This is a genomic window from Gillisia xinjiangensis (assembly GCF_046298265.1).
In the GTDB taxonomy this organism is placed as follows: Bacteria; Bacteroidota; Bacteroidia; order Flavobacteriales; family Flavobacteriaceae; genus Gillisia; species Gillisia xinjiangensis.
Genome location: NZ_JBKAHK010000001.1, coordinates 1 through 22,477, shown reverse-complemented (window position 1 = coordinate 22,477; position 22,477 = coordinate 1). Strand labels below are relative to the sequence as shown.

Here is a 22,477-nt window from a genome sequence, read left to right as displayed (position 1 = left end):
GAAGGTCAATTAAAATTCAAAAATACATTATTTGCATGGTTAGCAAAAGCCAAATTAAGTTAATAACAAGTCTTGAGCAAAAAAAAGCCCGAACAAAAAACAGGCTGTTTATTGTGGAGGGGATCAAGGGGATTTCAGAAATTCTGGCTTCAAATTATGAGCTGGATTCCTTATATACCACTGAAGAAATTTTTGACGTTCCGGCTTCAAAAACCAACCTGATTAAGGAGGCCGATTTAAAGAAAATAAGCAGACTCAAAACTCCTCAAACTGCTGTTGCCATATTTAAAATTCCCGATGTAAAAACACCCGATTTAAACGGATTAATCATTGCTTTGGATGGAGTGAGGGACCCGGGAAATCTGGGAACGATTATTAGATTGTGTGATTGGTTTGGGGTAAAGACCCTTTTGTGCTCCAAAGATACCGTAGATTGTTATAACCCAAAGGTAGTACAAGCCAGTATGGGAAGCATTACCCGTGTGCAGGTGGTTTATTTGGATTTATCACAGGTTATTAGAGATAATCCAGAAATACCGGTTATGGGAACTTTTTTGGAAGGGGAAAACCTGTATGAAGCCAATTTTCCTTCAAATGGGATCCTTGTTTTGGGAAATGAGGCAAACGGAATCTCCAAAGAACTTGAACAAATGGTTTCCATGAAGTTGAATATTCCTCAATTTGGTGATTCTCAAAATACTGAGAGCTTAAATGTAGCAACAGCAACTGCTGTTTTTTTTGGAGAATTCAGGCGAAGGGAGAATTATTGAAAAGTAAAGTTTAAAAATACTCCTCTGGATGTCATATTTTTAACATTTTCCAAATCGGTTGGTCCTTCCACCAGCTCATTGTTCATCCCGAAAACTCCACGTAAAGAGGGTGAAAATTTGAAATAATAAAAATATAAATCAATTCCAACCCCTACCTCATAGTTGTAGGTATTTGTTTTAATTCTTGTAATAGCCTCGGGATTGTTTTCGTTGCTGGACAAATTTATAGAAGTTGAAACCCCGCCAACTACAAAAGGTCTGAGATTATTAAACCTGTTTGCCGAAAATTTCAATAAAAGAGGTAAGTGAACGTAGGTGGAGTTAATTTGGTCTATTTCCTGGGTGTAGGTGGCTCTTAGCAGTCTGTTATTAAAACTTACTCCAGGTTCAAGTCGAAGATCGAGGTTATTGTTAAGTTTTAAATTCCCAATTAAACCCACGTTAAAACCGATGCTTGTTTCTATAATTAAATCATTTCCAGATGGAGAATTGGGTTGATAATTTTTATAATCAAAATCGAGATCATACATGTTGAACCCCAAATAATATCCGTAAGACCATCTTTTCTGATCAAAATTTGGATTATTTATCATTCGGTCCCCTGAAAATAATTGAGCATTACCTTGAAAATAACAAAACAGAAACCCTGTAATCAGTATGAATTTTTTCATATTAAGTTTTAGATGCGGTATAGATGGTAGCTACTCCAAATGTTTGAGGCTTGTCTTCTACATTTATAAACCCAATTTTCCTTAAAATATTGTTGAATTTTTCTCCATAAGGAAAAGCAGCTGCACTTTCGCTTAAATAAGAATAAGCGACCTTGTCTTTAGAGAACAACTTTCCTATGATGGGGAGCATAACTTTAGTGTGAAAATTATATCCCTGTTTAAATGGGAATTTTACGGGAACCGAGGTCTCTAAAACCACAAAAATACCATTTGGTTTTAAGACTCTGAATATTTCTGCAAGTCCTTTTTCAAGATTTTCAAAATTACGAACTCCAAAAGCTACGGTGATAGCATCAAAAGTATTGTTTTCGTAAGGTAAGGCTTCAGAATCTGCCTGCACCATTTTAATTTTTTCAGAAAGTTTTTCTTCAGCGATTTTTTTTCTGCCTACAGCGAGCATTCCTTCAGAAATATCAAGGCCTATTATTTCTGAAGCACCTGTTTTAGCAAGGCTTATGGCGAGATCTCCAGTTCCGGTGGCTATATCCAAAACTTTTTCAGGTTTGGTAGCCTCAACCAGAGCGATCACTTTTTTTCTCCATTTCACATCGATTCCAAAGGAGATCACACGGTTAAGTCCATCATAATTTTCTGAAATATTATCAAACATTTGTTCGACCTGCGCTTTCTTATTAAGCTTTGAATCCTTATAAGGTGTGATTTTTTCTTTCATTTTAAAAATTTGATTCAAAGATAAGTGATATGTGATAACTGACTTTATAAGTTTGAAATTTTATTGTGAATCTTATATATGCCCTTAGCTCGAGGATCCTGCTTTCATCTTGATTAAAAAAAGGATGCCTTATTCAATTTATATGTCAAGGAATTAATGGATTGTATATTTTACTGTACCTTTAACCTCTCGAAAATCTTATCGCGTGATATGAAGATAATAATTGCCGGTGCCGGTGAAGTAGGCTTTCATCTTGCAAAATTACTTTCCTATGAATCACAGGATATTACCCTAATAGATAATAACAGGGATAATCTTGTATATGCAGATACCCATCTGGATATTAGAACCATAAAGGGGGATGCAACTTCAATCTCTGTTTTAAAGGAAGCCAATGTGAAATATGTAGATTTATTAATTGGTGTAACCTCCAGCGAGTCTACAAACATTACCGTTTGTGTACTTGCGAAGCAATTGGGAGCTAAAAGAACGATCGCCCGGATTTCAAATACCGAATTTTTAGAAAATAAGGAAGAACTTGGTTTTGTGAAGTTTGGAATTGATGAATTGATCTCCCCAGAGGCTTTGGCTGCCGGAGAAATCGCTTTATTGCTCAATCAATCTGCTTTTAGTGATAGTTACGAGTTTGAAAATGGAGCTTTGATCATGATAGGGCTTGACCTTTCCAGAACTGCCATGTTTGTTGGAAAAACAGTAAAGGAGGCTGCCGCAATATTTCCTAAATTAAATTTTGTCCCTATTGCTATACAGCGGTTTGGAACTCAATATACGCTTATACCAAGAGGAGATACCCAATTTAAAGAAGGAGACCAGGTTTACTTTATCACTACACGAGACGGAGTTGATGTGTTATATAAACTCACTGGAAAAGTAAAACATTCCATCAAAAATATAATGATCCTGGGCGGGAGTAAAATTGGCAAAAAAACCGCACGGGATCTAAGCAAGAAAAATTTCAATGTAAAACTTATAGAAAGTGACAGGGAAAAGGCTTTTGATCTTGCCGATGAACTTCCGCAGGTTTTGGTGATCCATAGCGATGGTAGAAACGTGGAACTCCTGGAGGAAGAGAACATTCATGATATGGATGCTTTTATTGCAGTTACCGGGAATTCAGAAACAAATATCATGTCATGCCTTGTAGCTAAATCCAAAAGTGTAAAAAAAACGATTGCCCTGGTAGAAAATATGGATTATTTTCAATTAAGTCATTCCATTGGAATCGATACGCTCATCAATAAGAAATTACTTGCTGCCAATAATATTTTCAGGTATATAAGGAAAGGAGAAGTGGTGGCGATGACCAAGTTAAACAACATGAATGCGGAGTTGTTGGAATTCATTGTAAAAGCCTCTTCCCAGGTTTGTAACAAAAAAATTAAAGATCTTGATTTCCCCCGTTCAGCTATAATTGGTGGAATAATAAGAAATGGAGAAGGATTGATAGCACTGGGAGATTTTTATATTAAAGCCGGAGATAGAATTGTGGTATGCTGTTTACCCAGGTCTATAAACAAGGTGGAAAAGCTCTTTTTGTAATGCCTAAATTAAACTATAAGATTATCCTCCATATTATGGGATTGCTCCTTTTATTTAATGGAGGCTTTATGTTTACGGCGGTTTTTGTGAGTTGGTTTTATGATGACGGAGTTACACTGCAGGTTTCTTCAGCAGCATTTTTAACCTGTTTTTTGGGAACGCTCCTTATGTTTACTACCCGCGGGCACAGTAAGGAACTTAAAAAACGGGAGGGTTATATTATTGTAACTTTCGGCTGGATTATTATGGCCTTGAGCGGAACTCTGCCCTATGTAATGAGCGAGGCAATTCCCGGATTCACAAATGCTTTTTTTGAAACCATGTCCGGTTACACAACTACCGGAGCATCCATCCTAAACGATATTGAAAGCGTACCCAAAAGCCTTCTTTTCTGGCGCAGTTTAACACACTGGCTGGGAGGAATGGGTATTATAGTTTTGGCTATAGCCATACTTCCCTTACTTGGAATAGGAGGGATGCAGCTTTTTGCTGCTGAAGCGCCCGGACCAAACGCCGATAAACTGAAGCCGCGAATTACCGACACCGCTAAACGTCTTTGGCTTATCTATTTCTCTTATACCGTTGCTCAAACAATTTTACTGAAGGTTGCGGGAATGGGAATGTTTGATGCAGTAAATCATTCCTTAAGCACCATGGCTACCGGAGGGTTTTCCACCAAAAATTTGAGTATGGCTTTTTGGAATGATCAACCCTTAATTCAATATATAGTAATTGTATTTATGTTCCTTGCGGGTACCAATTTTGTTTTAAGCTACTTTGCTTTTAAGGGAAGGATACAGAAAGTGCTTCATGATGATGAGTTCAAATGGTACCTCACCTTTATTATAGTTTTTACCGCTGTTGTTTCTTTGATAATTTATTATCAGGCCGATGTTTCCCTATCTTCCATTGAGCATCCTATGGTGTGGGGAGCGGCAGAAAGCGCTTTTAGACATGGCTTATTTCAGGTATTGGCAATTATTACTACCACAGGATTTGTCTCTGCCGATTATACCATGTGGACACCTTTTCTTACCGTTTTTTTCTTTGGAATTATGTTTCTGGGAGGGTCGGCAGGGTCTACTGCGGGTGGGGTAAAAGTAATGAGGCACATAATTATGATACGTAATGGGATGTCAGAATTTAAAAGAAGTTTGCATCCAAATGCAATTTTACCTGTGCGTTATAATGGGAAGGCCATAAATCAGGGCATTGTATTCAATATCCTTGGATTTTTTATACTATATATGCTCGCATTTATAACCGGTGCTCTGGTTTTTGGTTTTATGGGTATGGATTTTATGTCGGCTATTGGTGGGGCGGCCTCTTCTCTAGGTAATATAGGGCCTGCTTTAGGAAGTTTGGGGCCTGTTAATAATTATGACGGGCTACCCGATGCGGGAAAATGGTGGTCGGCATTTTTAATGCTTATTGGAAGGTTGGAATTGTTTACTGTATTAATCTTGCTTACTCCGTTCTTTTGGAGAAACAGATAAGCACTTATTGATCAAAAAAAATCAGCCAGAATTATCTGGCTGATTTTTTTTAAAACATTTCTGAAATTTTTAAACTTCAGAAACAGCTGCTTTTATCCTTTTTAAAGCTTCTTCAATTTGCGGCTCACTGGCAGCATATGAAAGCCTGATACATTCCGGATTTCCAAATGCATCCCCTGTTACAGTTGCAACCAGCGCTACTTCCAGTAAGAACATGGAAAAATCTGTAGCATCTTTTATATGATGGCCCTTAATTGTTTTTCCGAAGAAATACGAAATGTCGGGGAACACGTAAAAAGCACCTTCGGGTTCTGTGGTTTTAAAACCTTCTATTTGATCCAGCAATGAAATTATCAATTTCCGACGCTCCTTAAAAGTGTCGATCATAGGCTTTATCTTACTAACGGGTGCTTCCAGAGCAGTGATTACTGCGCGTTGGGCAATACAATTGGCGCCGCTTGTTATCTGGCCCTGCATTTTATTACAGGCGCGGGCGATATATTCTGGTGCCCCGATATATCCTATTCTCCATCCTGTCATGGCAAAAGCCTTGGAAACCCCGTTTACAGTGATCACACGATCGTACATATCTTTAAATTGTGCCATAGATGCGTGTTCACCAACAAAATTTATATGCTCATAAATTTCATCGCTCACTACAATAATGTCTGGATATTTCACCAAAACATCCGCCAGGGCACGTAATTCTTCTTTACTGAAGATCATTCCGCTGGGATTACAGGGCGAGCTGTACCAAACCATTTTGGTTTTTGGTGTGATTGCTGATTCAAGTTGTGCCGGAGTGATCTTAAAATTATTTTCAACAGTTGTAGGAACTTCCACAGGAATTCCCTCTGCAAGTTTCACTATTTCTGCGTAGCTTACCCAGTACGGGCAGGGCAATATCACTTCATCACCCGGATTTAAAATTACCATTGCCGCATTGGCCAAAGATTGTTTGGCTCCGGTAGAGACCACAATTTGAGCGCGGTTATAGCTAAGGCCGTTATCCCGTTTAAACTTGGTGATTACGGCATCCTTCAATTCCACATAACCGTCCACCGGGGAATAGGAATTGTAATTATCATTAATTGCCTGTATTGCGGCTTCTTTTATGAAGTCAGGGGTGTTAAAATCCGGTTCTCCAAGGCTTAAGCCTATAATATCTTTTCCTTCTTCTTTTAACTCACGGGTTTTGGCTGCCATTGCCAAAGTTTGTGAGGTTGTCATGTTATTGATTCTGTCGGATAATTTTTTTTGCATGGAATTCGGTTGATTTTAAATATTTTTTAAGCAGAAATTGCAGGTTTTGATCCCATTTCTTTTAAATGCCTGAAATGAGCGATAATTGCTGCGCGCGTAGTTCTGTATTCGTTGTAAGGTAAATTACATTCTGCAGCGGTTTCTTTAACTATTTTGGCGATTTTAGTGTAGTGAATATGGCTTATATTCGGAAAAATATGATGTTCAACCTGGTGGTTTAGTCCGCCGGTAAACCAATTAACTATTTTATTTTTGGTTGCAAAATTAACGGTAGTGTAAAGTTGATGTATGGCCCAGGTATTTTTCATGGATCCGGTTTCATCAGGAATAGGCATTTGGGTTTTCTTGACTACGTGCGCTAACTGAAATACAATACTTAGAATAAGGCCTGCCGTATAGTGCATTATAAAAAAACCAATAAGGATCTTCCACCAGGCTATGGACATAAGAAGCATAGGGATTACAATCCATATAGAAAGATAGATCATTTTGGTGACAGCAATGATACTCCATTGTTTTACGGGAGAAGGCAATTTGCCGTAAGACAGCTTTCTCGATAAATAGCTTTTTGTTTGTTTAAAATCGGTGGTAAGCGCCCAGTTAAAGGTAAGTAGGCCATATAAAAACACCGAGTAATAATGCTGAAATCTATGAAATTTTGACCATTCGGCGTGTTCAGAAAATCGGATGATTCTTCCGGCATCCAGATCTTCGTCGTGCCCATGAATATTGGTGTAGGTATGGTGCAAAACATTGTGCTGAACCTGCCAGTTATATACGTTTCCGGCGAGTATGTAAATAGTCCCTCCCATGAGGTTATTGACCCATTTTTTAGATGAATATGAACCATGATTACCATCATGCATCACATTCATTCCAACTCCGGCCATACCCGCGCCCATAACTATAGTTAGCAATAGCAGCCACCATTGTGAAATATCCAGGCTAAGAATTAAAAAGTAGGGTACCAGAAAAAGGGAGAACATCACAATGGTTTTGAGATGTAATTTCCAGTTTCCAGCTTTGGAAATGTTGTTATCGTTAAAATAAGCATTTACTCGCTTATTAAGCGTTCGGAAAAACTTTACTGAGTCAATTCTTGAAAAGCGAACGGTTTCCTGATTCGTAGACATAAAATAAATTTGAATTTCACAAAGATAAAACATTAATTGTGCCGATACCAAAATACGGAGAAATTAACGTTGTATTTTCATTACTTTTGCAGCAAAATAGAAAAACGTGGAGCTTATAACAAAATATTTCCCTCATTTAACTGAAGTTCAAACTGAACAATTCAGCAAGCTGCAGGAATTATATGAAGACTGGAATCTAAAAATAAATGTGGTTTCCCGAAAGGATATAGATGAACTTTATTTACGCCACGTGATTCATTCATTGGGAATAGCAAAAGTAATTAAGTTCTTGCCAGATGCCCAAATTTTAGACGTAGGAACCGGTGGAGGGTTTCCAGGAATTCCCCTGGCAATTCTTTTTCCGGAAACCAATTTTCATTTGGTAGATTCTATCGGGAAAAAAATTAAGGTTGTGGATGAGGTCGTGGAAGGTTTGCAGCTAACAAATGTAAAAACCACCAACGCACGTGTAGAAGAGATCAAGGGTAATTACGATTTTATTGTTAGTAGGGCGGTAGCCGCGATGCCAACTTTTGTGCATTGGGTGAAAGGAAAGATCGCCAAAAAAAGCAATCACGAGCTCAAAAACGGAATTTTATATCTCAAAGGGGGAGATTTATCGGAAGAATTAGAGCCGTATAAATCTGCGGTAATTTATCCTTTGAAAGATTACCTTGAGGAAGAATTTTTTGAAACAAAAAAGGTGGTTTACCTTCCAATGAAATATAAAGGATAATTTAAGCTGCAATAAGAGATATCAAATTCATTTTAAGAAATATTTATTCAAAATTCCCCTGAGGTTTTCGGCAAAAAATTAAGCCAAAATAACTTTGATTAAACGGTTCTTAATACATTGTTAATATAATTAATGGTTATATTTTTCATTTCACTTACTATTCCTACTGAGATTTAAGAAAATTACGATCCTTAGAATACCTTCGGCCCATCTTGTGTGGCGTTAAATAAGTTAATTGGCAAGTTTTTAGAGCGTTTAATTCTTAAATTGAATTAAAGATTAAACTCCACAAAATGCGACATTTAGAAAAAACCATAAGCCTGCTTTATTCAATTTTGGAAAGGAATTACCATGATTTCAGAATTTATTCCAATGCCTCAAGGCATTGTAAAAGATTGATTTTTCGTAATTTCTTAGGTAAAGTGGCTCATCAAAAAAAGTCGTTTTGTAAGAGGATAAAACTGGAAATTGATTTCCTCGAAAATCAAAACAACATAGAGGGGCACCGAGAAAATATATCCAAACGCGATTGGAAAAATATTGAGCGACCTATTCTTCCTGTATTTCGAATAGAGAAGGACGGAATCATTAAGGAATGTTACCGCAGAGAAAAACAAAGTATTGGATTATATCAAAATTTATTATCCAAAATAAGTCTAGGGGGTATTCGCGAAATGCTTTTATTTCAAAAACATTCAATCCAACTTATTCTGCAGGAAATTGAGGGTTTTGGATTAAATATTTACGAAGATATTGAAGTGGAAAATAATCAGGGAGAGAAGAAGTATGGATGAATTTTAAATCCAATCTGCTTTACCTGATTTTGATATAAAAAAACCTGGAAGTTGAAGAACTTTCAGGTTTTTTTGCAATCCAACCTTTCCTATCTCATTAAAAGAATGTTTTTGGAAACCATACCCTCAACTGCATATACTTTAACCACATATATCGCAGCCGGGTGCTCCCTTACCGCTACTATCATTTCCTTTTGACTGGAGTTTGAGGTGAAAGATTCTATTTTTTGTCCAAGCATATTATATATTTCTACCTTTTTTATATTCATCTCAAAAGGATTTAATACCATAAGCTTGTGTTCATTTTCTGCAAAGATCACATCGATGATTCCCGGAGGAAGTGTTTCAGGGAAATCTGGATTGGGTTCTTCAATTGGCTTTGGATCCGGTTTCGAATCTTTTTCTTTTTGAAATACAATTTCAAAACGTTCAGTTATTTCCCCTTTCTCCAAAATCAATTTAAAATCGGATTCTCTAAGGTTATGGTAGGTACTTTCGGTTTTATCTTTAAGGTAAATATTAACTTCTTCAGAAATGTTTTCAAGTTGATTGATTTTTATCAATAGTTCACCTTCTTCGGCTATTTTCACACCCAGTTTAAATACTTGAATCGGATCAAAATTTGATACTCCCTGAATAACATATTTCTTTTCGTCAATCATCCAGAACATGTCCTCTAAATTATTGTCATTTAAAGCGGCATCATAACCAAGGTCAAAACCATCGGATGCATTTGGATCTACGCCCACAAGAATTTGCCTGTGATATCCCATTGGGGATCTAAAGTCGAGCCTGATCTTAGCTCTTGTATCAGTTTTTTCAACTTCCTTGGTGTTCTCTTCAGGACGAAGAAAAACCGAATTTCCTGTATTTGTTTTGGATTCCCTTACAAATGCACGCTGACTGTTTCGAAAAACTACCATTCCACCATCCACGGTAATGCTTCCGGCAGTTTCGGTTTCCAGTGAGGAATTGATGAAAAAGCCCTGAGCAACAGGAATGAATCTTCCCGGGATTTTACTTCCTTTTTCGTCATTTGCATTAACCCGGGAATCATTGGAAATCGCAGGAACTCCGCCTAAAAGATTCCGGGCCGCATAGCCTCCAATATATTCAAGTAAAATATGGGTATTCCCACCTGCAAAATGGTTCCAGAAATATACTGTACCATTAAATACGTTACCTGTATTTCTACCTCCGGCAACATCTTTTAGATTGTCCATGATAAATTCATTAATATCTATAGACGATGGATAAGGATTCCCCAGCAAATAGTTTTGCCCTGAGGCAATGGTCAAATTGATTACTCCATTATTAGGTTTTCCTTTGTATACATAATTTTGACGATCTTCTATCGCGGCAGTACCCGAAGTTCCTTTCATGGTATATCCTTCACCAGCATTTAAAACTCCGGTGCTGCCTATATGTTTCCATTCACTGTAAACATTTGCTGTACCCCTGAACTTATATAACCAGTAGTTACTGATCTTACGGGGATTACTCTTGGGTCCGTCCGCATATTCATGCCACGCTCCAAAACTAAGGTCAGTGTGAGTAGCGTTGGCTGAATTTGTTCCGTCTTTCATCACCCCTTTAATAGTATAAGTAGAATTATTTGCTGCACCCTGTAGGGAAACAGGAGAAGACCAGTAATTGTAGTTAAAACTGTTTGAAGTTCCCTGCTGGTCCCTTTTTATATAACCAGAACTGGCTTCATCCAAAGTACTGGAAATGGTTTGTTTTGGATTTATGTCTGTTTGAACTAATTGAGATTCACCTACAAGATCTATAACCCCATCAAGTTTTAGGTAATGGGTTATAAATAAACCTTGCCCTGCATTGTTCTCGTCCAGAGCCTCATTGGGGTTAGCCATTTCAAGTTTTCCGGTTTCAGATAACAAGCCCAGGAGCGTGAGATTTTTACCGCCAGATTTTATGTCATGAGAAATGCGGGCGATATTCCAATCAATGGGTTCACCGTTTATGCCCAGGCTGTTTGGAGCATCCCAAACCTCAGGCCTGAGCCAGATAGTATCATCGCTCCATGTACCGGCCGAATTTGAAGTGTAAGGCAGAGGAGCTGTGTTCTGCTGAGTGGTTTCGATGTTCCTAAGCTCCCCGTCTACTTTATTGTCAGATTGAGCTGCTGTCATACCGTTGGAAACCGTATTGCCGGTCATCCTGTAGTATCCCTGTAAATTTGTCCAGGCCAATGTTCCGGGTACATCTAATGGAAGTACAGTTCCTCTAAGAGGAGCGCTGTTAAGCACCACACGTTGATTCATAAGGAATCGCAGTTGTTCTTCATTAATAGCAGAATTCCAGATCCGGACCTCTTCTATCCAGCCGTTGAAAAGATTTTGCGGTTTATCCTGTGGTCCGGGTTTATGCATTGCCCCGATGAGGAAAGGATAGTCAACGGAAGTGGGGTTGGTTGCAGAACCTGAGCCCACCCTAATTCCGTCAACGTACAACTGTACATTGGAATCTTTATAGATTACGGCAATATGGTACCATCTGTCTGTGGCCAGTTTGCTGGAGGTGGAGACTGAGGAGTTGCCCCATCTAAAGGTAGGAGCTCCGTTGTTGATGATTAGATCATAACCGCCTTCTCCAAGGTTTTGGGAATTCCTTTTTGAAAGTATGGTTTTTACTCCACCTAGCGAATTTGGTTTTACCCAGGCTTCCAGGGTAAAGGATCCGGTTGTTAATCCGTAATGGTTATCAAAATAAACATAATCATCGACTCCGTCAAAATCCAAAGTGCTACAGGCGTCTTCAAAAGTGATGTTTACTTCATCGTAATTTGCACAGGACCCGTCGGCATGGGCTATTGTCCATCTTAAAGTATGTAAACCTGCATTAGCGGTAAAAGCCGAAGCTGGATTGTTAGGTTCAGCGATAGTCCCGCCATTTGATGAAATTATTGTCCATGTTCCTTCTCCTGTTAGGGGTGTGTTGGCAGCAAGAATCGTTGACCGAAATCCGCAGTTAAAGGATTGGTCTGGTCCCGCGGTAGCCTGGGTTAATTGTTGGGGCTCTGTTATGGTAATCGATTCTAATATCTGGCAACCATTGGCATCAATTACCGTTACTGTGTAATTGCCTGCTGTTAATCCTGTAGCAGTTGCAGTTGTTTGCTGATTAGCGTCATTCCATAAATATTGATATTTATCACCGGAAGTAAAGGGGGTACCTCCTGTTGGTGTTACAGTAGCCTCTCCGGTTTCACCGTAACACAAAGGGGCTGTAGCCACTACTGTTCCTGATATAGAAGTGGCTGGTTCAAGAACAGTTGCAGCAGTGGTAGTTTTTTTTCCTGCTGCATCTTCAACAAAAATTGTATAATCACCCGCTGCAAGATTAACGAATAGATTTTGTGATTGAGATACTGAACTTTCTGTTAACTTATAACTATATGGCGCAAATCCTCCAGAGGCTTTGACGGTTATTGTTCCGGTAAGGTCACCTTTACATAAAATAGGGGTTGGCGTAGCCTCCGCTCTAAGCTCCGTAGGTACGAAAACTGGTTCATTTGTAGAAAAGCAAAATTTATTATTATTCGCGCCACATTCCTTTTTTGACACATTGGTCCAGGTGGTATAAAAAGTGTCTATATTAAGATTATCTCCACAAGAAATTATAATTGGATCAAGTGTCAATTTTATAAAGCCACCAACACGAAAAGGTTGATTTACGGTCTGATCTTCATCAATGTCATCCCCGCTTCTGCATCCATTAACATAATAGTGATTTGATACTTCAGAAATATCATTTGAGATGATAAACCCAAGTTCTATATAAGGATTATAAATGTTAGCACTTTTATCTACCTGTATAAAAATGTATTTGGGTATATTGTCGTTACAGTAATCTGGGCTAGTTGTTTCCATCCGGGTTCCATTGGAATACCCTATATATATATTGTTGGGATCAAATTCAATATTGCTGGATTTTCCACATGGATTGTAACATTTTCCAATATATTGTTCCTGGGTTGTAATGTAGGTTGCACCGGTACTATCGGTAACAGTGAGTGTAATAATTTTATTTCCTATAGTCGAATAATCTACCCAAAATTCCCCTATACCGCTTCGGAATTGATTTATTGCATCAACTCCAAAATCCCATGAATAAGTATACGGCCCTACACCCCCCATAGCAGTTCCATCTTCTACACTATAATAAAAGGTACGAATTGCATCAATATTGTCCTCTATTTCACAGGTACTACGCGTTAAAATGAAAGCTTCAATAGCATCTATGACCTCTACCTGAGATGTTAATTTACAACCTTTACTATCTGTAACGATTAGTTCATAAATACCTGCTGATAAGTTGGTTGCCGTTTTAGTAATTTGGGTTGTCTGTCCCGCTTTCTTCCATTCATAGATATATCCGGGAGATCCACCGGTAGGATTAGCTGTAGCGCTGCCGGTAGCGGTGCCATATACAGTTGTCCTTGTTGTAGTGACTGTCGCCGCTAAGGCTTCTGCAGGCTGACTTATCTGATATGCTTCACTTAATACAATTATACAGGTTGGATTGTTTTTGTCTCTTATGGAAACCTTATAATTTCCCGCAGATAAACCGGAAAAATTTCCTGTTCCTTGCCATAAACCTTCATTGATTCGGTATTGAAATTGTCCACTTCCTCCGGAAGGATTAGTGATTTTTATTTCCCCGGTACTTGCGCCAAAACAATTTACATCGGTTTTAGATAATGAACCTTTCAAGACATCAGGTTCGGTTATCGTTACCGTCTTTTGAAGTGAACAGGCTTGGCTGTCCATTACAAAAATGGTATGGGTTCCTGCCGGAAGACCTGTGAAAGTTGTTGTGGTAACATAATTAGTATTGTCCACAGAATATAGATAATCTCCATTTCCTCCTGTTACCGTTCCAGCTGTTACAGTGCCATCACTTGCTCCAAAACAGGTAGTTGGGGTAGATCCAGGATCCAGCATAGCAAGAGCATCCGGTTGTCCCACATAAATTTCCGTTTCAAAACTGCAGCGTTGGGTATCCTTTATATAAATAGTATGATAACCTTCAGCAAGTCCGGTAAAAGTCTTTAAACTGCCAAAATTTTCCGCATCAATAGAGAAAAGATATGTTCCGTTTCCTCCATACACCTGCCCGATAGTTATCACTCCGTCAGATTCTCCATTACACCCAACGGGGGTCACCGTGATTTCCGGTGCACTTATAAATATAGAGGGGTAAATAATAATATCAAATTCAGTGCTTACTCCTGCACAACCATTGGCTTCAGGAGTGAGAGTGATTTTAGCCACTAAAATTTCATTTGTGTTGTTAGTGGCAATAAAAGGAGGAAGATCCCCGGTTCCGCTGGCGGGAAGGCCAATTGATGTATTATTATTAGTCCAATTATAGACAGTTCCATTAACTTGACTTCCGGAAAAAACAGTTGTGGGAAGGGATTCTTCATTACAGGCAAAAATATCATCCTGTGAATTTACAGTGGTTTCAGGATTAACAGTTATTGTAAATACCTGTGGTGTTCCCTCACACCCATTGGCTACCGGCGTTACCTTTAGGTTTGACGTGAGAGGTGAATTGGTTGTATTTGTAGCAGCAAAAGAAAGGATATTGCCATTTCCTGTAGCAGCCAGGCCAATTGAGGTATTATCATTGATCCATTTGTAGGTTGTCCCGGTGACACTACTTCCGGAAAAGGTAATTCCGGAGATAATTTCGCTTTTACACGCAACTATATTTTCCGGTTTATTTACAGTTGCTGTTGGATTAACTGTAATTGTAAATATTTGGGGAGTACCCTCGCAATTATTTGCTACTGGTATTACGGTAATGTTCGCGGTTATTGGCGCCGTAGTAGTATTGGTTGCTATAAACGAAGGAATGTTCCCCGTACCGCTTCCAGTCAATCCTATGGCCAGGTTGTCATTTACCCAATTATAAGAAGTGCCGGAAATGCTGCTACCAGAAAATTCTGTTGCTGCAACTGTTCCTTTATCACAGACCATAATATCAGCCGGTTTTGTAACTGCAGGGGTAGGATTTACAGTAATGGTAAAAGTTTGAGGGGTTCCTTCACAATTATTGGCGACAGGAGTCACTGTAATATTTGAAGTAACAGGAGAATTAGAAGTATTTATTGCAGTAAATGCGGGAATATTTCCGGAACCGGTTGTGGGTATACCTATTGAGGAATTAGAATTTGTCCATTTGTAGGTAGTTCCTGCAACACTGCTTCCCCCAAAGGCTATCTCAGATATTGAAGTATTATTACAAGCTACAATATTTGCAGTATTATTCACTACCGGAGTAGGGTTAACGGTTATCGTAAAAGTTTGAGGTGTTCCTTCACAATTATTAGCCACTGGGGTAACCGTTACTTGAGCAGTAACAGGTGCTGCTGTGGTGTTGGTTGCGGTAAACGAAGGAATGTTCCCCGTACCGCTATCTGCCAACCCTATGGAAAGATTATTATTTACCCATTTGTAGGTTGTTCCTGAAACACTGCTTCCTGTAAAATTTATAGCCGAAACAGAAGCATTATTACAGGCTATAAGGTTTCCAGGCTTGGTAACTGTTGGCTCTGGATACACTGTAATTGTAAAGGAAGTGGGCACACTCTCACAATCATTTCCAGAGGGGGTTACGGTGATCTGGGAAGAGATAATGGAGCTGGAATTATTTGTTGCAGTAAAAGATAAAATATCTCCTGTGCCGCTGGCAGCAAGTCCTATGGCTGTATTGTCATTTGTCCATTGGTAAATGGCACCGTCAACATTCCCGGAGAATTGTATGGTGGGAATGGTGTTGTTTCTACAAACAGACTGATTCTCTATGCTATTAACTATGGGATATGGTTTAATGGTAACGGTAAAATTTACCAGATCACTGGTATGGGTGCTATTGGATACCGCCAAAACTGCCGTATAAGTACCCGGGGCCAGGTTTTGTGGAAAAACCAACGGAATTGATCCGGCGTATAGGGTTGCATTAGTTACATCTGTAAAAGCTGGATCATGATAATTTATGCTATAGGTATTGGGCTCATTGGTTGATGTATAATTTAAAGAGGCTGTTATGGTATTTTCGCAAACGGAAACATTGGAAGATGCTAAAGTAATAACCGGTTTGGCAAAATCTGCTTTCCCATCCTCATAGAATTTATTGGTCGCTTTGTAACTTTCTGTCTCAGCGACTTCAGACAATGAGGTCTCTATAGCAGGAACTATTGTAATTTCTTTTGGAAAAACTTTTTTCTCAATAAAATTCTCCAAACGAATACTATTTTCCGATAAGATTAAATTGGTAAAACCTAAAAATGTAATAACAACAAGAATAGCTTTTACTCGTGGAGTAATTTTTCCCATACTCTAAACTTTTACAATAATTAGTAAAATTATGTATAAAAATTTAGAAATTAGGGAATTAGTCTTAAAAATAATCGATAAAAGTGTCTTTTTTTGGGTTGAAAGGTCTTTTTTTTGTCTTCAAAGCATAAATATTCAGGTAGATTGTAAATTTATTCCTACTAATCTGATGTGATAAATTTCTTGCAGATTATTTTTTCGATAATAGAATTCTGATATGACCTCACTTCTTTTTCGCTTGAAATTAAACAGGGATCTTCAGGTTAATAACCGGTTAAATCAAATAAATATGGATTAGAAAGTGGAATCTGATTTAGAATAAAATTTGAAATTATTTTTAGGTATTGAAATGTTGAGTGGTTCTATTTCTAGGGGATACCGGGGTTGATTACTTGATAAAGGCTTGCTTTATTAATCGAGAATTAGTAAGACCACGTGGTAAATCCTTAGTGAAGAAATTTTTTGAAACCAAAAGGTTGCACCTTCCATTAAATTTTAAGAATTAAATTTAATGGAAGGTGCAGCTTTTTATCTTAGCAGGATGATGCTTTTTGAAAAATAACTTTTCCTATCTCATTAAAAGAATATTTTTGGAAACCATACCTTCAACGGCATATACTTTAACCACATAAATTGCAGCCGGGTGTTCTCTCACCGGAACTATCATTTCTTTTTGATTGGAATTTGAGGTGAACGATTCTATTTTTTGCCCAAGCATATTATATATTTCTACCTGGTTTATATTCATCTCAAAAGGGTTTAAGATCATTAGTTTATGTTCATTTTCTGCAAAGATCACATCAATGGTCCCTGGAGGAAGTATTTCAGGATTGATTTCTTCAATTGGCTTTGGTTCTGGTTCAGGATCTGGTTCCGGATCTTTTTCTTTTTGAAATACAATTTCAAAACGATTATTGATTTCTCCTTTTTCCAATTTTAATTTGAAATTGGATTCCCGTAGGTCATGATAGGTGCTGTTAGTTTTATCTTTAAGGTAGATATTGACTTCTTCTGATATGTTTTCAAGTTTATTGATTTTTATTGAAAGTTCACCTGCTTCTTTTATTCTCACACCCAGTTTAAGTACCTGAGTGAGGTCAAAATTTGATACTCCCTGAATTACGTAGCGATTATTTTCAATCATCCAGAACATATCTTCTGCGTTATAGTCATTTAAGGGGGCATCATATCCAAGGTCAAAACCATCGGATGCATTTTCATCTACACCCACAAGGATTTGCCTGTGATAACCCATTGGGGATCTAAAATCGAGCCTTATTTTTTGCCTTTTGTCTATTTTCTCATCCCCTTTGGTAGGGTTTTCAGGCCTTAGGAACAGAGAATTTTCAGCATTGGTTTCCTTAACAAATGCCCTTTGCGAATTTCTGAAAATAACATCACCGCCCTGTACACTTATGCCATTAGAGAATTCTGGATCCAGGGAAGTATTGATAAAGAAGCCTTGTGCAACTGGAATATATGGTCCCGGAATCTTTGTTCCTATTGAGTCATTAGCGTTAATACGTGCATCATTGGAAACTGCAGGGACACCATCGATTAGGTTTCTGGTGGCATAACCTCCTATATATTCCAATAATATATGACTTTTTCCTGCAAAGTGATCCCAGAAATATACCGCGCCGTTAAATACGTTCCCACTATTACCCCCATCCTCATGATCATTTAAGTTATCTAAAATAAATTCATTCACATCAATGGCGGAAGGGTAGGGATTTCCCAATAGATAATTTTGATCTGTTCCAATATTCAGGGTAATGGTTCCATTATTGGGTTTCCCTTTAAAAACGTAGTTTTGACGATCGGCAATGGCGGCACCTCCGGAAGTTCCCTTCATAGTATAACCTTCCCCTGCAAGTAGGGTACCGATGCTTCCAACACGTTCCCATTCACTATAAACATTTACGGTACCCCTGAATTTATATAACCAGTAATTGCTTATTTTTCTTGGTGTGGCGTATGGACCATCTGCAAATTCATGCCAGTCATCAAAGCTTAAACCTAAGGGGTTCGCTGTATTTGTGCCATCCAACATTACACTGCCAATTGTATAGGTGGAATTGTTTGCGGCTTCCTGAATTGATACCGGAGATGACCAATAATTGTAATTGAAACTGTTGGCAGTTCCCTGTTGATCCCTTTCCAGAAAACCTGTACTGGATTCTTCAAGGATACTAACTATAGATTGGCCTGGGGTTGAGCTATCCGTTTGGATCAATTGTGATTCTCCCACAAGGTCAATAATTCCGTTTAATTTAAGGTAATGCGTAACAGTTAAGGATTGTCCGGAATTATTTTCATTAAGGGGGTCAATTGTGTTTGCAATAGTGAGTTTCTCACCATTGGAAAGCAATCCAAGCACTTTTATATTCTTTCCTTCTGAACTTATATTGTGAGAAATCCTTGCGATGTTCCAATCGATGGTAGTTGCACCATCAATACCTAAACTATGGGGCGGGTCCCAAACCTGCGGGCGCAACCAGGTGGCATCTGCATGCCACTGTCCTGCCTTGGTTGAAATATAAGGTAAAGGCGCAGTACGCTGTTGGGTAGTTGTTATGTTAATTAATTTTCCAGCCGGGCTTCCTGCAATTTTTCCAGGGGTTAGCCCATTTTCAGATAGTTCTAATTGGTAATAACCTATAAGCGAAGCCCAGGCAAGGCTACCCGGCACATCGACAGGAATTTCCAGGCCGCGGACTTTTCCATCAATATTTTGCAATTTTTGATTCATCATAAAACGCAGTTGTTCTTTAGTGTTCGCGGTATTCCAGATACGCACTTCTTCGATCCAACCATGGAAATAATTAGAAGGGATAAATGGGGTAGCAGAATCATGCATTGCACCAATCATGAAAGGCTGCGTTAAATTTGATGGAGTTCCTGGAGAACCGGTACCTACTAAAATCCCGTCTACATATAATCCGGCGTTAGTTCCACCTTTTATCACAGCGATATGATACCATCTGTCTGTTCCAATTGGGTATGAAGATTCCAGGGATGAATTGTTCCATCTGAATTTCGGGATATTATCTTCAACTATTAGGTCAAAACCGGCAGTCAGATCATTTGCATCCCGTTTGGATAAAACGGTTTTTATACCCGCGGTTTTTCCCGGATCTTGTTTCACCCAGGCTTCAATTGTAAAGTCTCCACTTAAATTAAAGTTGTCGCCAAAATCAATATGGTCATTTATTCCGTCAAAATCTACGGTGTTGCAGTTGCTGATTGTTATTTTAACATCGTCGGTTGCGCCGCAAGGCACGGTCCATCTTAAGGTGTAGGTGCCCTGAACCCCGGTAAAAATAGCTTGCGGATTGTGAATGTCATCAATACTGGCCCCGGAAGGACCATTTATTATGGACCATGTTCCTAATTCGGGATTTGAAACATCATAAACAGCCTGAAGATAGGTGGAATTATTTCCACATGACAAAACCTGATCCGGGCCGGCATTTGCCAGAATTATTTCTGGCTGGGTAATTGTAATATCTATGGACTCTTCACAACCATTGGCATCGATAACCCGAACAGGATAAACTCCTGCTGCCAGATTACCAATAGTGGCTGTTGTTTGTCCATTCTCCCAGACATAAACATAAGGGTTTCCAGAAGTTTTTGGAGTTCCACCCGAACCCACCACTGTGGCACTACCATTTGAGCCACCAAAACAGGTAACATCAGTTCTTGAAAATTCTTGTAATATTAAAGGATCGGTGGGTTGAATTATTTCCCTTAAAAAGCTAAAAGTTTTTGGGGTTGCAGAGTTATCCCTTACTTCAATTGTATAGGTACCTGCAGCCAATCCTTCAAATAGATTAGGTTGATTATTTACTGCTTGAAACTCATTTGGAACTCCGTCTTTTGTAAGACGATATTGATAAGGAGCAATTCCACCGGTGGCACGAATTCTAATACTTCCATCTGAACTACCGTTGCAAAGCAATTCTGTTGCTATGGCCGATGCATAGAAGGGAGCAGTTACCAGTTTGGCTTCACCGGTTGAAAAACATTTGGGTTGGGCTCCGTCTAGACATTCTCGATTTACTTGTTGATTAACCGCCAGATAAAATTTTTCTATAGAGACAGCATCACTGCAATTGTAATCGATGTCTACAATTTTTCTTTTTACTCCAATAGGGGTAGATTGATCCGGATCACAATAAATGCCTTCTACAGTGGTTACCCTGCCATCAGAATGGGTTATATAAAAAATATATTCCATATAGAGAGTGTACCGGGGGGAGTTAAATGGTGTTTCCGCCCAAATTGCAATACCCGTTGGATTAGGGTTGTTTTGACAATCAGTATCGGTAATTCTGACCCCAGCCTGGTTTCCAATATAAATATCGCCAACCGATAAATCTTGTGAGGAGCATGTACTAAAGCAAATAGCTACATATTGGTCATAGGTGGTTTGAAAAGTTTGACTTCCGGAAGTAATAGTTAAAGTGATATTCTTTTGACCTATTTGGCTATATTCTACAATATGTTCACCAGGGCCTGTTGCTGTTGCCGGTACGGCATCTGCCCCAAAATCCCAGGAGTAGGTATATGAACCGGATCCCCCTCTTACGTTAATCGCACTATATTTAGCGATTCGAATTTCAGATTTTTTGTCTTCACATACTGAAGAACCAACGATGTCTGCCGCTATAGCATCAAAAACTTCAGTGCTTCCGGTTTTTTTACAACCATTTGCATCTGTTACGGTGACCGAATAGGTGCCTGCCGCTAAATTTCTCGCTGTTTGACTTGTTTGTCCGTTGGACCATAAAAAAGTGTAATTGGCTGTCCCTCCTGAAATAAGAACAGTGGATGTTCCTGTTTCCGATCCAAAATAAGTGGTTCCGGTAGTATGAAATTCTGTAATTATTAATTCTGCCGGAGCAGTTATGGTTACCGATTTTTGAGTTTCACAGAGGTTCCCGTCTTTAACTGTTACAGAATAATTTCCTGGGGCTAATCCCGTTGCGGTTTGTGTTGTTTGTCCATTACTCCACAAATAGCTATAACTTCCTGTTCCGCCCTGAACTTCTGCTGTAGCCGTTCCGTTATTTTGCAAATGACAACCTGAGGTGGTAGAGATATTTGCAATTTCTATAAAACTGTTCGGTTCAGTTATAACAACCTCCAGTGGCTGGGTTTCACATCCGTTAGCATCAGTAACTATGACAGAATAGGTGCCGGCAGATAAATCGGTTTTTGTTGCTCCGGTTCCAAATGCTCCCCAGGAATATGTATAGGGAGCTGTTCCTCCCGATGCGTTTATAGTGGCGGCTCCGGTAGCAAAACCTTTACATTCTACATTATCCTGAGAGACCAGGGAAGATGTTAATATTTCTGGTTGCGAAATTTCTACGGAAGAGGATAAAGTGACTACACACTCCGAATTATCAGCATCCCGAATATATACGGTGAAAATTCCGGGGCTTAGATTTTCAAAGTTGGCGTCTGTTTGCCAAGATATGGAATCCAGGCTGAATTCAAAGTTCCCATAACCACCTGAAGGGTTTGAAATAATAATGCTGCCATCTTTTACGTCAAAGCAGGAAATATCTTGGGTGGAAATATCTCCATTAAGTGGAGAAGGCTGTGTGATTGTAAGATTTGAATTTAAGGTTATTGTACAATTGGTATTTGCCTTATCCCGAATGACCACGTGATAGGTAGCATTGCCCAACCCGGAAAATTCTCCGGAATCCTGCCAGGTCCCCCCATTATTGATGCTGTATTGAAAAGTTCCGTAACCACCGGCAGGATTTGTAACTGAAATTGTACCATCATTGGCCCCGTTACAGGTTACATTTGTTGAGGTTACAGTTGCACTTAAAGCCGTCGGTTGTGTGATTGTAAGATTTGAATTTAGGGTTATTGTACAATTGGTATTTGCCGCATCCCGAATGACTACCTGATAAGTAGCATTGCCCAACCCG

The 22,477-nt window shown here is 38.9% G+C and carries 11 protein-coding genes; 5 read left to right on the top strand and 6 right to left on the bottom strand.

The genetic code is table 11. The features are described 5' to 3' along the window. Nucleotides 1-35 precede the first annotated feature (35 nt). Complete coding sequence (locus ACKGJN_RS00055) at nt 36-770, top strand: TrmH family RNA methyltransferase (protein ID WP_409537381.1); 735 nt, start codon at nt 36-38, stop codon at nt 768-770. On the opposite strand, the gene porT is transcribed toward ACKGJN_RS00055, so the two are convergent. Both porT and ubiE read right to left on the bottom strand, forming a co-directional pair. After that, entirely contained in the window at nt 764-1,441 is a 678-nt protein-coding gene (gene porT, locus ACKGJN_RS00050; protein ID WP_409537380.1) for a type IX secretion/gliding motility protein PorT/SprT, read from the bottom strand. The genes ACKGJN_RS00055 and porT overlap by 7 nt on opposite strands. 1 nt (nt 1,442) lies before the next feature. Next, the gene (gene ubiE / locus ACKGJN_RS00045; protein WP_409537379.1) at nt 1,443-2,174 is read right to left on the bottom strand and encodes a bifunctional demethylmenaquinone methyltransferase/2-methoxy-6-polyprenyl-1,4-benzoquinol methylase UbiE; all 732 of its coding nucleotides are present in this window, start codon (nt 2,172-2,174) and stop codon (nt 1,443-1,445) included. A gap of 210 nt (nt 2,175-2,384) precedes the next feature. Between ubiE and trkA the strand changes: the two genes are divergently transcribed. Together trkA and ACKGJN_RS00035 are read left to right on the top strand one after the other, a co-directional pair. Next, on the top strand, nt 2,385-3,734 hold the full coding sequence (trkA, locus tag ACKGJN_RS00040; protein ID WP_409537378.1) for a Trk system potassium transporter TrkA: 1,350 nt from the start codon (nt 2,385-2,387) through the stop codon (nt 3,732-3,734). After that, nucleotides 3,734-5,230 carry a TrkH family potassium uptake protein gene (locus tag ACKGJN_RS00035; RefSeq protein WP_409537561.1) on the top strand — a complete coding sequence of 499 codons (1,497 nt, stop codon included), beginning with the start codon at nt 3,734-3,736 and terminating at the stop codon, nt 5,228-5,230. Before trkA ends, ACKGJN_RS00035 begins: the two co-directional genes overlap by 1 nt. Before the next feature lie 69 nt (nt 5,231-5,299). Here the strand turns inward: ACKGJN_RS00035 and ACKGJN_RS00030 are convergent, their stop codons facing one another. Together ACKGJN_RS00030 and ACKGJN_RS00025 are read right to left on the bottom strand one after the other, a co-directional pair. After that, nucleotides 5,300-6,493 carry a pyridoxal phosphate-dependent aminotransferase gene (locus tag ACKGJN_RS00030; RefSeq protein ID WP_409537377.1) on the bottom strand — a complete coding sequence of 398 codons (1,194 nt, stop codon included), beginning with the start codon at nt 6,491-6,493 and terminating at the stop codon, nt 5,300-5,302. A 26-nt stretch (nt 6,494-6,519) separates the two neighbouring features. After that, complete coding sequence (locus ACKGJN_RS00025; protein WP_409537376.1) at nt 6,520-7,626, bottom strand: fatty acid desaturase family protein; 1,107 nt, start codon at nt 7,624-7,626, stop codon at nt 6,520-6,522. Between the two features lie 106 nt (nt 7,627-7,732). On the opposite strand from ACKGJN_RS00025, the gene rsmG reads away from it, so the two are divergent. Both rsmG and ACKGJN_RS00015 read left to right on the top strand, forming a co-directional pair. Then, complete coding sequence (rsmG, locus tag ACKGJN_RS00020; RefSeq protein ID WP_409537375.1) at nt 7,733-8,362, top strand: 16S rRNA (guanine(527)-N(7))-methyltransferase RsmG; 630 nt, start codon at nt 7,733-7,735, stop codon at nt 8,360-8,362. A gap of 293 nt (nt 8,363-8,655) precedes the next feature. Continuing rightward, nucleotides 8,656-9,156 (top strand): hypothetical protein, encoded by a 501-nt coding sequence (locus tag ACKGJN_RS00015; protein ID WP_409537374.1) that lies wholly within the window; start codon nt 8,656-8,658, stop codon nt 9,154-9,156. Nucleotides 9,157-9,245: 89 nt separating this feature from the next. Here ACKGJN_RS00015 and ACKGJN_RS00010 read toward each other — a convergent pair whose 3' ends face one another. Together ACKGJN_RS00010 and ACKGJN_RS00005 are read right to left on the bottom strand one after the other, a co-directional pair. Beyond that, nucleotides 9,246-16,523, bottom strand: a complete 7,278-nt coding sequence (locus tag ACKGJN_RS00010; RefSeq protein WP_409537373.1) for a LamG-like jellyroll fold domain-containing protein — start codon at nt 16,521-16,523, stop codon at nt 9,246-9,248. Between the two features lie 568 nt (nt 16,524-17,091). Further along, nucleotides 17,092-22,477: LamG-like jellyroll fold domain-containing protein (locus ACKGJN_RS00005; protein ID WP_409537372.1), on the bottom strand; the 5,386-nt coding region annotated here is incomplete at its 5' end.